This window comes from Paraburkholderia sp. HC6.4b, from assembly GCF_014200875.1.
In the GTDB taxonomy this organism is placed as follows: Bacteria; Pseudomonadota; Gammaproteobacteria; order Burkholderiales; family Burkholderiaceae; genus Paraburkholderia; species Paraburkholderia tuberum.
Genome location: NZ_JACHDC010000010.1, coordinates 178,850 through 193,385, shown reverse-complemented (window position 1 = coordinate 193,385; position 14,536 = coordinate 178,850). Strand labels below are relative to the sequence as shown.

11 protein-coding genes and 1 tRNA gene are annotated in these 14,536 nt (G+C 64.2%); 6 read left to right on the top strand and 6 right to left on the bottom strand.

What is annotated here, in order from left to right; genetic code table 11:
• Nucleotides 1-237 precede the first annotated feature (237 nt).
• Nucleotides 238-1,926 (bottom strand): transglycosylase SLT domain-containing protein, encoded by a 1,689-nt coding sequence (locus HDG34_RS17310; protein WP_184061436.1) that lies wholly within the window; start codon nt 1,924-1,926, stop codon nt 238-240.
• Nucleotides 1,927-2,083: 157 nt separating this feature from the next.
• Nucleotides 2,084-2,875: a hydroxyacylglutathione hydrolase gene (gene gloB / locus HDG34_RS17305; protein WP_184061435.1), complete on the bottom strand. Its 792-nt coding sequence runs from the start codon at nt 2,873-2,875 to the stop codon at nt 2,084-2,086.
• An 18-nt stretch (nt 2,876-2,893) separates the two neighbouring features.
• On the opposite strand from gloB, the gene HDG34_RS17300 reads away from it, so the two are divergent.
• The 5 genes from HDG34_RS17300 (at nt 2,894) to HDG34_RS17280 (ending at nt 7,550) form a co-directional block, all read left to right on the top strand.
• Nucleotides 2,894-3,775 (top strand): class I SAM-dependent methyltransferase, encoded by an 882-nt coding sequence (locus HDG34_RS17300; protein WP_184061434.1) that lies wholly within the window; start codon nt 2,894-2,896, stop codon nt 3,773-3,775.
• Nucleotides 3,772-4,218 carry a ribonuclease HI gene (gene rnhA / locus HDG34_RS17295; RefSeq protein WP_184028269.1) on the top strand — a complete coding sequence of 149 codons (447 nt, stop codon included), beginning with the start codon at nt 3,772-3,774 and terminating at the stop codon, nt 4,216-4,218. The genes HDG34_RS17300 and rnhA overlap by 4 nt, the downstream gene beginning before the upstream one ends.
• 81 nt (nt 4,219-4,299) lie before the next feature.
• On the top strand, nt 4,300-5,034 hold the full coding sequence (gene dnaQ / locus HDG34_RS17290) for a DNA polymerase III subunit epsilon (protein ID WP_184061433.1): 735 nt from the start codon (nt 4,300-4,302) through the stop codon (nt 5,032-5,034).
• A gap of 48 nt (nt 5,035-5,082) precedes the next feature.
• A tRNA-Val gene (locus HDG34_RS17285) sits at nt 5,083-5,157 on the top strand.
• A gap of 518 nt (nt 5,158-5,675) precedes the next feature.
• A complete protein-coding gene (locus HDG34_RS17280) occupies nt 5,676-7,550 on the top strand; it encodes an ABC transporter ATP-binding protein (protein WP_184061432.1) in 1,875 nt (624 codons plus the stop codon).
• An 84-nt stretch (nt 7,551-7,634) separates the two neighbouring features.
• On the opposite strand, the gene HDG34_RS17275 is transcribed toward HDG34_RS17280, so the two are convergent.
• From HDG34_RS17275 to HDG34_RS17265, 3 genes are all read right to left on the bottom strand, one after another.
• On the bottom strand, nt 7,635-8,099 hold the full coding sequence (locus HDG34_RS17275) for a DUF2214 family protein (RefSeq protein WP_184006244.1): 465 nt from the start codon (nt 8,097-8,099) through the stop codon (nt 7,635-7,637).
• A gap of 150 nt (nt 8,100-8,249) precedes the next feature.
• The gene (locus HDG34_RS17270; protein ID WP_184061431.1) at nt 8,250-9,098 is read right to left on the bottom strand and encodes a hypothetical protein; all 849 of its coding nucleotides are present in this window, start codon (nt 9,096-9,098) and stop codon (nt 8,250-8,252) included.
• A gap of 260 nt (nt 9,099-9,358) precedes the next feature.
• On the bottom strand, nt 9,359-10,423 hold the full coding sequence (locus tag HDG34_RS17265) for a glycosyltransferase family 4 protein (protein ID WP_184061430.1): 1,065 nt from the start codon (nt 10,421-10,423) through the stop codon (nt 9,359-9,361).
• A gap of 696 nt (nt 10,424-11,119) precedes the next feature.
• Here HDG34_RS17265 and HDG34_RS17260 point away from each other — a divergent pair.
• Nucleotides 11,120-12,955 carry an ABC transporter ATP-binding protein gene (locus HDG34_RS17260; protein WP_184061429.1) on the top strand — a complete coding sequence of 612 codons (1,836 nt, stop codon included), beginning with the start codon at nt 11,120-11,122 and terminating at the stop codon, nt 12,953-12,955.
• Nucleotides 12,956-13,045: 90 nt separating this feature from the next.
• Here HDG34_RS17260 and otsA read toward each other — a convergent pair whose 3' ends face one another.
• Nucleotides 13,046-14,524, bottom strand: coding sequence for an alpha,alpha-trehalose-phosphate synthase (UDP-forming) (gene otsA / locus HDG34_RS17255; RefSeq protein ID WP_184047663.1), 1,479 nt, complete (start codon nt 14,522-14,524; stop codon nt 13,046-13,048).
• Nucleotides 14,525-14,536 lie beyond the last annotated feature (12 nt).

Sequence of the window (14,536 nt, the reverse complement as noted above, 5' to 3'; positions counted from 1 at the left end):
CCTCAAGAACCTCTCCCGAGGTTCGGACGGATCAGGACGGACCGGCACCCCGCGGCCAACGCGGCCGAAGCACGAACAATAAAGTAAATACCGCAAACGCGCAGGAATCGTCCGCGCAATGAAAAACGCCGTCACCCTGAGGTGACGGCGTTGGATGAACACGGTACGTGATCGGAGCGCAATCCATGCGCTGCCCCCGCAACGCATGTGGTCACTACCGTGAGAGCCGCTATTGGTCTATTTACCCTTCTTCTTCGCGTTGGCCACGGTCTTCGGGCGGCTCTCAGCCGCGGCCTTCGACGCCTTGCCGGGCTCCGAGGCCGAGACCTTCTCGACCTTGCCCTTGCTGGCAACGGGCGCCGCCGGCTTGGTACCCTTGCCGCCCGGCTCGGAGATCTTGACGATGGCGGAGTGGCCGCGCCCTTTCTTCTTATCGTAGCGCGATTCACCGTGTGTGTCTGCGACGTGGACGCCAATCTTCTGCACACTGCCGCCTTGCACATCGGCGGCGATCTTTTCCGGACCCGGCTCGCTGGGTACCGGCTTGCCGACCGGCACGTGCAGCACGATCACCTGGCCGCGCGAAACCTGATCGCGATGCGTCCTGTTCCACGCCTTCAGCTGACCGACCGACACGCCGTAGCGCACCGCGATGGCCGCCATCGACTGATTGCGACGCACGCGGATCAGCATCTTGCGCGTGTCGGGTACGTCGGGTTCCATCGCGAGCACCGCGCTTTCGGCGACGTCGGCGCTGATGTCCTCGTCGTCGTCCGAGCCGCGCGGCACGACGATCGTCGAGCCCGGCTTCAGGCGCATACCGACCGGAATCTTGTTCACTTCCATCAGCGTGTCGGGGTCGACGCCGATCTTCTGTGCGATCGCCGCGGGCGTCGCGCGTGCGTCGACCGTGTAGGTGGTCCAGGACGACAGCGAGCCCGAGTACGTTTTCAGATTGCGCTCGAACGCGGACGCGTTGTCGAAAGGCAACAGAATCTGCGGCTGCGTCGCGCCGAGAATCACCGGCTTCCTGAACGATGGGTTCAGCGAACGGAACTCGTCCGTCGACATGTTGGCGAGCCGCGCGGCGACGTCGACGTCGATGTCGTGCGAGGTCGTGACCGTCACGAAGTACGGGTGGTTCGGAATAGACGGCAGGGTGAGCCCGTACATCTGCGGGTTCATCACGAGGTTCTTGACCGCTTGCAGCTTCGGCACGTAGTTGCGCGTTTCGTTCGGCAGACGCAGGCTCATGTAGTCGGTCGGCAGACCCGCCGCCTCGTTGCGCGCGATCGCGCGCTGCACGTTGCCCTCGCCCCAGTTATACGCAGCGAGCGCGAGTTGCCAGTCGCCGAACATGTCGTGCAGGTTCGACAGGTAGTCGAGCGCGGCACTGGTCGACGCAAGCACGTCGCGGCGCTCGTCCTGCCACATGTTCTGCTTCAGGTTGTAGGTCCGGCCCGTGCCCGGCATGAACTGCCACATACCCGCAGCCTTGGCGACCGACAAAGCCTGCGGGCTATATGCAGACTCGATGAACGGCAAGAGCGCGAGCTCGGTCGGCATATGGCGCGACTCAAGTTCCTCGACGATGTGATACAGGTATTTCTGCGAGCGCTCGGTCATGCGCTGCACGTAATCGGGACGCTGCAGATACCAGTTCAGCTGCATGTCGACGAGGTCGCTCTGCAGGTCCGGCATCTGGAAGCCACGGCGAATGCGGCCCCACAGATCGGCGTCCTGGCTCGTCAACTGATTGACGGAGCTCTGGTCGACGTTGATGGTTTCTTTAGCGGTGGCGTTCTTGCGAAGGGCGTCGGCTACGGCCTGCTGGCTGGCGGGGTTAGTGGCGGTATTCGTCGTCGGTCCCTGACTCGCGCACGCGGCGAGTGTCAGGACCAATAACGCACTTAAGATAAATCGCATGAACGTCTCGGTTTCCACAAGGGCTGGAATTTGCAGCCGATAGTACGAAACGTCAACGTTTCCGTCAATTGGAAAATCAAGAAAAAAATCAACCAAATCTGGGGCTTGGCGAATTTTTCCGATTCATCGCGTGAAGAACCGCCGAATGCGCTCCGGATCAACGGAAGCGGTTCTTCCATTCGCGCATCAATGTGAAGGCCTTCAGCCGGTCAGACACCGTTTCCTGCAATCGTGCTTCGAGGTTCGACTGGATCGCCGGCTCGCCTGCGCGCAGGAACGGATTGACCGCGAGCTCGTGCGCGATCGTGGTCGGCAGCGTCGGCTGGTGGCGGGCGCGCAACTCGTTCGCCTTGTCGCGCCACGCCTGCAGTTCGGCATTGTGCGGCTCGCAAGCGAGCGCGAAGCGAATGTTCGACAGCGTGTATTCGTGTGCGCAATGCACTTCGGTTGCGCCGGGCAGCGCGGCGAGCGCATCGAGCGAATTCAGCATCTGCTGCGGCGTGCCTTCGAAAAGGCGCCCGCAACCGCACGCGAACAGTGTGTCGCCGCAAAACACGTGCGGCGTGCCGCGCGTATCGGCCGCCTGGAAATAGGCGATGTGTCCGCTCGTGTGACCGGGCACGTCGAGCACGCTGAATTCAAGTGCGGGTGCAGCGATCGTCACGTGATCGCCACTTTTGAGACGATGTGTCAGGTGCGCGATCGCTTCGCCGGCGGGGCCGTAGACCGGCACGTCCTGGCCGTTCAGCAGATCGGCCACCCCGCCGACGTGGTCTTGATGGTGGTGCGTGAGTAAAATAGCGCTCAGCCGCCAGCCTCGTTGGGCCAGACAGGCGCGCACAGGGGCGGCTTCGCCCGGATCGACGACGACCGCGTGGTGTCCGTCGGCAATGACCCAGATGTAATTGTCTTCAAACGCCGGGACCGGTACGTACTCGAGCGCATTCATAGGCGACGCATTTTTAATATGACTGACCGAGCGATTATAGACTGGCCCGCCTGGACCGATTCGCCGCCAGGCCGCTACGTGCTCGACTGGGAGCAAACCCAGCTCGATCGCGTGGTGTCGGACGTGTTCGGCTATCATGCGCTGCAACTCGGCCTGCCGCAGCTCGACGCGCTACGCGAGAACCGCATGCCGTGCCGCGGCCTCGTGCTCGACGCGGCGAGCGGCGCGAGCGCGCCGTACACGTATCCGCGCTGGGCACGTCGTGGCAGCGTGAGCGGCATCGGCAGCGCGGGCAACGCTGGCGACGACAACCCCGCGAACGCCGCGCGAGGCGCCCCTGGTCTGCACGCGCCGGCCGGGCGCAGCGCGGTCTGGTGCGACCTGCTCGATCTGCCGTTCGAGGCGCAAAGCGTCGACCTGCTCGTGATGCCGCATACGCTCGAATTCACCAGCGACCCGCACCGGCTGTTGCGCGAAGCCGAACGCGTGCTGGTGCCCGAAGGCCAACTGATCATCCTCGGCTTCAACTCGTTGTCGCTGTGGGGAGTACGGCAGTCGATCGGCAAGATGACAGGCCGCCCGTTCGTGCCCTCCGCCGTCGATCTGATCGCGTTCACGCGCCTGAAGGACTGGATCAAGCTGCTCGGCTTCGACCTTGAACGCGGGCGCTTCGGCTGCTATCGTCCGCCGCTCGCGAGCGATCAATGGCTCGCGCGTTACGGCTTCATGGAAGCCGCCGGCGACCGCTGGTGGCCGATTTTCGGCGCCACCTACATGATCAAGGCGATCAAGCGCGTGCGCGGCATGCATCTCGTCGGGCCGCTCAAAGTGAAAAAGCCCGTGCTCGCGGCAGGCCTCGCGCCCGCCGCCACCCCGAACACACGAAACCACACCGAATGACTCCAGATCACATCGACATCTATACCGACGGCGCCTGCAAGGGCAATCCCGGCCCTGGCGGCTGGGGCGCGTTGCTGCGCTTCGGCAGCCAGGAAAAAGAACTGTTCGGCGGCGAGGCCAACACGACCAACAATCGCATGGAGCTGATGGGCGTGATTTCCGCGCTCGAGGCGTTGAAGCGCCCGTGCAAGGCGATCGTGCACACCGACTCGCAGTACGTACAGAAAGGCATCAGCGAGTGGATTCACGGCTGGAAGAAGAAAGGCTGGGTCACCGCGGCGAAACAGCCGGTCAAGAACGCCGATCTGTGGAAGCGGCTCGATGCGCTCGTCGCGCAACACGAGATTGAATGGCGCTGGGTGCGCGGCCACAATGGCCACCCGGAAAACGAGCGCGCCGATCAGTTGGCCAATCGCGGCGTGGCATCGCTCGCCGAGATGTAAAGAGCGTGCGCGCATCGGCAACACCGCGCGCCGCCCTCCCCGCTTTTTTTCCGGAATTTTTTCGAAGCAGGCTAATCCGACATGCGTCAACTGATCCTCGATACCGAAACTACCGGCCTGAACGCCCGCGGCGGCGACCGGATTCTCGAACTCGGTTGCGTCGAGCTCGTGAACCGCCGGCTGACCGGCAACAACCTGCACTTCTATATCAACCCCGGGCGCGACAGCGATCCGGGCGCGCTCGCGGTGCACGGCCTTACCACGGAATTTTTGAGCGATAAGCCGAAGTTCGCCGAGATCATCGACCAGTTCCGCGATTTCATCCAGGACGCGGACCTGATCATCCACAACGCGCCATTCGACATCGGCTTTCTCGACGCCGAGTTCGCGCTGCTCGGTCTGCCGCCAGTGAGCATGCACTGCGGCGAGATCATCGACACGCTCGCGCAAGCCAAGCAGATGTTCCCCGGCAAGCGCAATTCGCTCGATGCGCTGTGCGACCGCTTCGGCATCAGCAATGCGCACCGTACGCTGCACGGCGCGCTGCTCGACTCGGAACTGCTCGCCGAGGTCTATCTGGCGATGACGCGCGGTCAGGAAAGCCTCGTCATCGACATGCTCGGCGAAGCGCAGGCCGGCGGCGATACGCACGCGCCGCGTGTCGCACTCGACTCGCTCGAACTGGTCGTGATCGCTGCGAGCGACGACGAAAGCACCGCGCACGAAGCCGTACTCGACGATCTCGACAAAGCGCTCAAAGGCGCAAGCGTATGGCGTCTTGAACCCGCGCCGGCAACTGATGAGCAAACTGCTTAAAAAAGACTAGACGAACCCTAAATTCCCTGACATAATTTCGATCTCTTCGGGTGGTTAGCTCAGCGGTAGAGCACTGCCTTCACACGGCAGGGGTCACTGGTTCGATCCCAGTACTACCCACCAGATTCTTGGTGTGTCGATCACCGAAGACAAAAGGGCTTACGCAGCAATGCGTAAGCCCTTTTTCTATTTGCCGGCAAATACGTCGCATGCGCCATACGAGATATCGTTGGCTATAGAACCACGTCGTTCCGTAGGTTGGCGAGCGCCCCGCACTATTGCTATATTCGGCAAACGGGCATTCGCCCGGTCCGGCTCCGTCCGGTTTCTCCATCTTGAACCATCTCAGGGAGGCGCCCCATGTTTGCAGTGCATCGCGCGCTCCCCAGCATGGTTCCACGACCGCCGGCCCGTCCGCCGCGACCGATGCGACCTTGAAGCCGCAGCGTTGTCGCTGATGCGCCGCCGCCTCGGCAGGCGCACCGCGTTCATTCCAGACAGTCCGTTGTTCCGTTGCCGTTGTTTGCCGTCATATTTTTTCGCGCGTTCCCGCGCGGATTCCGGCATCCGCTGGCTGTCTACCCCTTTTTCGCTTCTGACTGGAATCTCGGCGCGCTCGTGCTTCGCCGGGCCCTAAGCAAATGGCCAACAGAAAACTCGACTTTCGCGGACAAGCCTTCAAGGATGTCCTCGGCTTCACCTTCCGTCACTGGGCGCAACAGCCGGGGCGCATCGTCGTGATCGCGGCGCTCGCGCTGTTCACGGCGGGCGCGGACATCCTGACGCCGGTCTTCGCCGGACGTCTCGTCGACGCGATCGCGGCCGGTCCGGCGTCGTCGGCGCCCATCTGGCATCACGCGCTTGCGGCCTTCGGCGCGCTCGCCGCGCTCGGCCTCACCGCGACACTGCTGCGCCAGGGCGTGTACTTCAACATCATCCGCTTCACGCTGAAGATGATGAGCGAGATCGCCGCGCGCGCGTTTCATCGCGTGCAGCGCTTTTCGACCGACTGGCACGCGAACAGCTTCGCCGGCTCGACCGTGCGCAAGATCACGCGCGGCATGTGGGCGCTCGACCTGCTGAATGACACGCTGCTGATCGCGCTGCTGCCATCGCTGGTGATGCTGATCGGCGCGACCCTGCTGCTCGGCTCGCGCTGGCCCATGATGGGCAACGTCGTCGGCATCGGCTCGCTGCTGTACATCGGCGTGACCGTGACGGTGTCGCTGGGCTTCGTCGCGCCGTCCGCGCGTCTCGCGAACGCGTGGGACACACGCATGGGCGGTGCGCTCGCCGATGCGGTCAGCTGCAACGGCGTCGTCAAGGCATTCGGCGCGGAAGCGCGCGAGGAAGCGCGCCTCGCGCACGTGATCGGCAAATGGCGGCAACGCACACGCCGCACGTGGGTGCGCGGCACGCTCAACGGCGGCCTCCAGGGCGGCATGCTGGCCGCGATCCAGGCGGCGATTCTCGGCGTGGCGCTACTGCTGTGGGCACGCGGCGAAGCGAGCGTCGGCGACATCACGTTCGCGCTGACGATGTTCTTCATGCTGCAAGGCTATCTGCGTGACATCGGCATGCACATCCGTAACCTGCAGCGCTCGGTCAACGACATGGAGGAACTGGTGTCGCTCGAGAGTCAGCCGCTCGGCGTCGAGGATCGTCCCGGCGCCGGCGCCATCGCGATCCGCGACGGCGAGATCCGCTTCGAGCAGGTGTCGTTTCACTATGGCGCGCACAGCCGGCCGCTCTACGACGACTTTTCCATCCGCATCGCGGCGGGCGAGCGCGTCGGGCTGGTCGGTCATTCCGGCTCGGGCAAGACGACCTTCATCAAGCTGATCCAGCGCCTTCACGACATTTCGGGCGGGCGGATCACGATCGACGGCCAGGACATCGCGCAGGTCCAGCAAGCGTCGCTGCGAAGCCAGATCGCGATCGTCCAGCAGGAGCCGGTACTGTTTCACCGCTCGCTTGCCGAGAACATCGCGTATGGACGGCCCGGCGCGAGCCGCGCCGACATCGAGCGGGCCGCGCGGCTCGCGAGCGCGCACGACTTCATCGCCGCGCTGCCGAACGGCTACGACACGCTGGTCGGCGAACGCGGCATCAAGCTATCGGGCGGCGAGCGTCAACGCGTCGCGATCGCGCGGGCTTTTCTCGCCGACGCGCCGATCCTGATTCTCGACGAAGCCACGTCGAGCCTCGACAGCGAAAGCGAAGTGCTGATCCAGCGCGCGATGGAGCGGCTGATGCAGGGGCGCACGACGCTGGTGGTCGCGCATCGGCTGTCGACGGTGCGCGCGCTCGACCGGCTCCTCGTGCTCGACAAGGGCAAGGTGATCGAGGAAGGCAGCCACGACGCGCTGATCAAACGCGACAACGGCTTGTACCGTCGCTTGTTCGAGCGTCAGGCGCTGGAGCTGATCAAGGGTCTCGGCGAGCCGGAGCTCGTGCGCGAGTCGGCAAAGGTCAAAGCCGACCGGGTCGACGATTCTGGCTTGTTGGTCGGCTAGCGCGACGCAGGCATGCACCAGGCTTCGCGGCAAACGATGCCACGCCTGGCGCCACCAGCCCCTGGCAATAGAAGGCCCGCCGCGCTACACCGCGCCGGCGGGCAACCCGATGCCGCGCGCCATTCCGGTCGCGGCAAACACCATCAGAACCAGCAGCACGGTCTGGATCACGCTGAAATGCGCGTAAGATCGCGCCTTCTTCAGATTCGGCGCCGCGCCGCTGCGGATCGACGCGCGCCAGCGCATCAGGCCGAGCATCGTGGGCACTTCGAGGATCAGGATCAGCACCAGCAACGTCATCTTCACGTGAAAGAGCGGCTGGTGCAGGTAGTAGTCGGCGCCCTTCTCATAGCTACCGAACATGCGCATCAGGCCGGTCACGATCAGCACCAGCGCGGCGATGCCCCAGCGTGAATCGGCGCGGAACACCGAACGCAACGCGGCGGGCACCGACGCGCGACGCAGCGACCACGTGCGTCTGAGAATCGACGCGAGCGCAAAACCATAAGCGAGCAGATGAAGGGCGGCAAGCAACCAGCGAACCAGCATGGCGACTCCTGCGAAAGACGCAATATGATCGATGAGTGTCCCACTCGCCCGCCTGCAGGCCGGGCGCCTTGATTGCATTATCGACGAAGCTTCGCTTCGGGATGCGTGCATCGGCCACGCGATGTGACCGATAGCACAAAACATGCAGCGTCAGACCTGGCGCAGCGTGGTGTCGAGCGCGCGAGCGGCGACGCGATCGCCTTCGGTCGTCAGCGCGGCGCGGAAAACGGTCTGCCGGTTATGACCCGCGGCGGCCGGCGAATCCCACAGCAACTCGACCTTCGGACGTACGCCGAACGCGCTGCGCGCAAGCGACGGCGCCGCGACCGACCCTATCGGCGCCGCTGACGCGCCGGCCTTGCCCGGCGCGCCGAACGCGACCGCGGGCGCCGGCGTCGCGCGCGCATTGGAACCGCTCGCCCAGCGCACCGACAATTCGCGCGCATCGTATTGCCCCACCTTGCGCCGCTCGGCCCACACGACGACGGTGCGGGTCAGCGGATCGAGCGACACCGCATAGCGGCCGATCGCAAAGCGCCGCGCCGCCACATTGGTGCGCCACAACGGCAGCGGCCGGCAGATCCACAAGACGACCGCATATAGCACCGGCGCCGCGACGAGCCAACCGTTGCTGGCCGCGACCGCCTGCATCGCGCGACGCCAGCCTGCGCTCGCGACGAACGCGCCGACCGACCACACCGCAAACAGAAACCCGAGGAACGCGAACAGGCGCAGCGCCTGACGCAGCCATTGCGGCAACGGATGGAACGGACGCTCCGCGACGGCGCGCGCGCCCGGCAGGAAGATCAGCAGGAACAGAAAAACGAGGTTGATACATGCCCACGGTGAAGACGCCATCGCGGTCAGCGCGGTGGTCAGCTTCATCTCGGACATCGAGAAAAACCAGCGGGCGGCGAGCACGAGACCGATGGCGCGCAACGTAAAAATCGTTCCGGCGCCGGGCGCGGCGTTCGCGCGCGTCTCTTTCGTTCTCGCCAAGGCATCCTCCTGTCGTCGGCGGCACCGCAGCCCAATTTGCGGCACGGCAATTATAGGGATATTACCGAGACTGGCTCGTTCGCGCCGCGCGGAAACCCGTATTTTCAGTGGTGCACCGACGAAAAACGCAGCGCGCATGCAACAACGCCCCGCCGGCGACGTGCCGGCGGGGCGTTCAGAGCAACGAAGGAAGCGTGCAACGAGTTGCTGCCAACAGCGTTTTATCTACCGCGAAACAACCGCGGCGAAATAATCGCCAATCAGCCCGCGTTGACTTCGCGCAGCACCGTGCGATGTTTGCGGCGCAGCAGCTCTTCATAGGTGGCGACGTAGTTCTGCGCCATCACCTTCGACGAGAAGCGCGCCTCGAACGCCTTGCGCACGCCAGCGCGGGGCAGCGTGTGCAGACGTTTGACGGCGGCGACCGCGCTGATTTCGTCCTCGACGACGAAACCCGACACGCCGTTTTCGATCACTTCCGGCACCGAACCGCGATTGAACGCGATCACCGGCGTGCCGCAAGCCATCGCCTCGATCATCACTAGACCGAAGGGCTCCGGCCAGTCGATCGGGAACACCAGTGCGTGCGCATTGCCGAGAAACTCGCGCTTTTCAGCTTCGCCGATTTCGCCGATGTACTCGACGTGCGACAACGACATCAGCGGCTTGATGACTTCTTCGTAGTAGGCACGGTCGGCCTTGTCGATCTTGGCGGCGACCTTGAGCTTCATGCCTGCCTGCCCGGCGATGCGAATCGCCCTGTCAAGCCCCTTCTCCGGCGAGACGCGGCCCAGGAATGCGAGGTAGCCGGGCTCGACGTTGGGAATCGGCTTGAGCACGTCTTCCGGCAAACCGTGATAGACGGTTTGCAGCCAGTGCGCCTGCGGCAGCGGAATGCGCTGGTTGTCCGAGATCGACACGACCGGCACGTCATTGAACGTGTTGAAGATCGGCTGCAGTTCAGGCAGATCGAGACGGCCGTGCAGCGTCGTGACGAACGGCACAGGCTGACGCGCGAACAGAGAGAACGGGTAGTAGTCGATGTGGAAATGCAGCACGTCGAATTCGTCCGCGCGGCGGCGCACTTCTTCGAGCAGCAGCATGTGCGGCGCCATCACGTCGCGGATCGTCGGGTCGAGGCGCAGGGCCTGCGGCCAGAAAGCTTCGAGCTTCGCCGAGGTTTGCGAATCACCGCTTGCAAACAGCGTGACGTCGTGGCCCTCCTCGACCAGCGCCTCGGTCAGATAGGACACCACGCGTTCCGTACCACCGTACAGCTTGGGAGGAACCGCCTCGTGCAGCGGAGCGATTTGAGCGATTCGCATATTGACGAACTCCTAGTAAAAAATCAGGCAAAAGTACTGCATTTGGAAAAAGCGACTCGCTTGCTCGCCAGGGCAGTCTGGCCGGAAATGCCGGCGCGGGCCTGATTCTTTTGAGAAATCCTGCGATGGATCGCTTGGTAACGAGCCCGGACAAGTGGATCAGCGACTGGGCATGTGCGAGTAAACGCGCACGTTGCACCGACGTTGACAAACTGTCAGAAAAATTGCCGGGCTAACGAGCATGCATTATCGATGCCTGGATTGTTGCAGCACCACAGCATTTCAAAGTCTTTACGTTGTTACAAACGCGAAACACTTTGCAAACCCTTGTTTTCAAAGACAGTTCTACAGTATGCACGAGGTTTCGGGAGGCGCGGCGGTACCGTGTCTGTGAGCTCTCGCCCATCAGCGTTGCCGGTAGGAATTGCAAAATTGCCGCAGCGCGGTCGAAGGCAATCTGTAATCATATCTCGAAATTTTCCGCAATCTGCCTGAATGGCCCGTCGGCTGGTGTGTCGGGACGACGCAGATCGCGGAGGTCCATCGCGAAATCAATCGCGTCAAAGCCCCGGATACACAGGGCGCAATCGCCTTTGCATGTTTACAATGCGAAGCATCGGCTTCACGCAGAGCCATGCTTGTCCGTGTGGTCCGCGCATTGCATGCACAACCCGCAACACATCGATCTCAGCTCAATTGGAACACTTGACCATCGCCCAGCGTAACGCCCAGAACGCCAAGCTCGCGAGCTATGCGCACCGGCCACTTGCGTTTCTCTTCCGCTTTATCCGCCGCCATCCGCTCGCGCATGCGATCGTGTTGTGCAGCGTGTTTGCGGCCGTGGGCTGTGCACTCGCTTCGCAGTACGCGATCAAACATCTGATCGACGTGCTCGGCGGCGGCAGGCATCATCCGGGACCGCTGTGGGGCGCGTTCGCGATCCTCGTCGGCCTGATCGCTGCCGACAACCTGTTGTGGCGGATCGGCGGCTGGTTCGCCGCGCACACGTTCGTCGCCGTGACGGGCGATTTGCGGCGCGACCTGTTTCAGTACCTGAGCGGCCACTCGCCGACCTACTACGCCGAAAAGCAGCCCGGCATGCTGGCAAGCCGGATCACCGCGACCTCGAACGCCGTCTACACCGCCGAAAACACCACCGCGTGGAACGTGCTGCCGCCGTGCATCGCGGTGCTCGGCGCGATCGTGATGATCATCGCGGTGAACCCGCTGATGGCCGCCGGCCTGATGCTGTGCTCGGCGATCCTGTCGGTCGTGCTGTACAAGCTCGCGGGCCGCGGTTCCGCGCGTCACCATAATTTCGCGACCAAGGCGGCATCGGTCGACGGCGAGCTTGTCGACGTGATCAGCAATATGGGGCTCGTGCGCGCGTTCGGCATGACGTTCCGCGAACAGCACCGCTTTGCTTCGACGGTCAAGTCGGAAATGGACGCGCGCCAGCAAAGCCTGCTGTACCTGGAAAAGCTGCGTCTGCTGCACGCCGTGGTCACCGCGCTGCTGTCGGCCGGCCTGCTAGGCTGGGCGCTATGGCTGTGGGACCAGGGCCGCGCGACCTCGGGCGACATCGTGCTCGTCAGCTCGCTCGGCTTCACGATCCTGCACGGCACGCGCGATCTCGCCGTCGCGCTCGTCGACGTCACGCAGCACGTCGCGCGACTCGCAGAGGCCGTGCGCACGCTGCTCGAACCGCACGGCATGCCCGATCGCGACGACGCGACCGAACTCGTGCCGCAGGGCGGCCGCGTCACGTTCGACGGCGTCACGTTCGCCTATCCGCGCCGCCGGCCGATTCTCGATCACTTCGACCTCGATATCGAACCGGGTCAGCGCGTCGGGCTGATCGGCAAGTCGGGCGCCGGCAAATCGACCGTGCTCGCGCTGTTGCAGCGCTTCTACGAGACCCAGGGTGGCGCGATCAAGATCGACGGCCAGGACATCGCGTCGATTACCCAGGACAGCCTGCGCCATGCGATCGCGCTGGTGCCCCAGGACATCTCGCTGTTCCATCGCACGGTGTACGAGAACATCGCGTACGGCCGCCCGGACGCGAGCCGCGAGGAAGTGCTCGCCGCCGCGCGCGAGGCGCGTTGCGTGGACTTTATCGAAGCGATGCCGGAAGGCTACGACACGATCGTGGGCGACCGCGGCGTGAAGCTGTCGGGCGGTCAGCGCCAGCGCATCGCAATCGCGCGCGCGATTCTGAAAAACGCGCCGATCCTGCTGCTCGACGAAGCCACGTCCGCGCTCGACAGCGCGTCCGAGGAAGCGATCCAGAAGGCGCTCGACCGCTTGATGGTCGGCCGCACCGTGATCGCGATCGCGCACCGTCTGTCGACGCTGAACAACTTCGACCGGATCATCGTGATGAGCGCCGGCAAGGTCATCGACGACGGCACGCCGGAAGAACTGCGCCAGCGTCCGGGCCTCTATCGCGACCTGCTCTCGAAGCAGTATGGGAAGGGCCAGACGCTGCATATCGGCGGCAAGAAGGTCGACGAACAGCACGTAGCCTGACGCACGCCTGGTCCACGCGCTGCGCATCGCTTGAAAAAAAGCCGCTCCCTGGAGCGGCTTTTTGCTGTCTGGCTCGCGGCCCGGCTTGGCTTAGCCGGTCACGCTCTCGCGCGCCGCCCTCTTGCGCGCGGCGCCCGCCGCACCCGTGGCCGCGTGCGCTTTCCCGCTTCTGGCGCGCTTCGCGCCCTCGACGCTCTGCAGATCGCGCATGAAGTTATCGCGCCACACCGACACGTTGTTCTCGCGCAGCTGCGCCATCATGTCGCGATAGCGCCCCTGGCGCTCGGCGAGCGGCATGTCGAGCGCCCGCGCGAGCGCTTCGGCCATGCCGTCGATATCGACCGGATTGACGATCAGCGCGCCGTCGAGCTCCTGCGCCGCGCCCGCGAAGCGCGACAGCACCAGCACGCCGGGATTCTCCGGATCCTGCGCCGACACGTATTCCTTCGCAACGAGGTTCATGCCGTCGCGCAACGGCGTCACATAGCCGACGTGCGCGGTACGGAACAGCGCCGCCAGCACCGAGCGCTCGTACTGCTTGTGGATGTATAGGATCGGCGTCCAGTCCAGCTCGGCGAAACGTCCGTTGATCCGTCCCGACTCGCCTTCGAGCTGTAGCCGGATGTCTTGATACGCGTGCAGGTCGGCGCGCGTCGGCGGGGCGATCTGCAGGAACGACACCTTGTTGCGCTGCGCGGCCGTATGCTCGAGCAGGCGCTCGAACGCGCGGAATCGCTCGACCAGCCCCTTCGAATAATCGAGCCGGTCGACACTCATGATCAGCTTGCGCGAATGCAGCGTCGCCTTCATCGTGCGCACCGGCTTGCCTCGTTCGCCCGCCTTCGCGAGCTCGGCGATCTCGTCCGGATAGACGCCGATCGGATACGCAGAGGCGCGCAACGTGCGGCCGAACGCATGCACACTCAGCGGTCCTTTCGCCGACGCGTCGATCGAGCCGCCCGCCTCGTTGATCACGTAGTCGCAGAACGCGCGCAGATCGGGACCGGTCTGGAAGCCGAGCAGGTCGAACGAACACAGCGCCTCGACGAGCTCGCGATGCGGCGGCACCGTCAACAGCACCTGCGCGGCCGGAAACGGAATGTGCAGAAAAAAACCGATGCGGTTCTTCACGCCTGCCGAGCGCAGCGCCTGAGCGAACGGAATCAGGTGATAGTCGTGCACCCAGATCACGTCGTCCTCGCGCAGGAGCGGCACGAGTTGCTGCGCGAGCCACGCGTTGACGCGGCAGTAGCCTTCGAAGTCGTGCCGGTCGTAATGCAGCAGGTCGGATCGATAGTGGAACGCGGGCCACAGCGTCGCGTTCGAGAAACCGCGGTAGTACTGGTCGTAATCGCGCCGCATCAGCGGGACGGTCGCGAAGGTCACCGGACCGCGCTCCTCGAGCTTGATCTGCGGCTGGCCGGAGCTCAGCACGTCGCCGCTCCAGCCGAACCACATGCCGCCGGTCTCCTTCAGCGCGTCGTACACGCCGACCGCCAGACCGCCCGCCGCCGGACCGCCCTCCGAAATAGGCGCCACCCGGTTCGAAACAATGATCAGTCGGCTCATGAAGCGCGATTC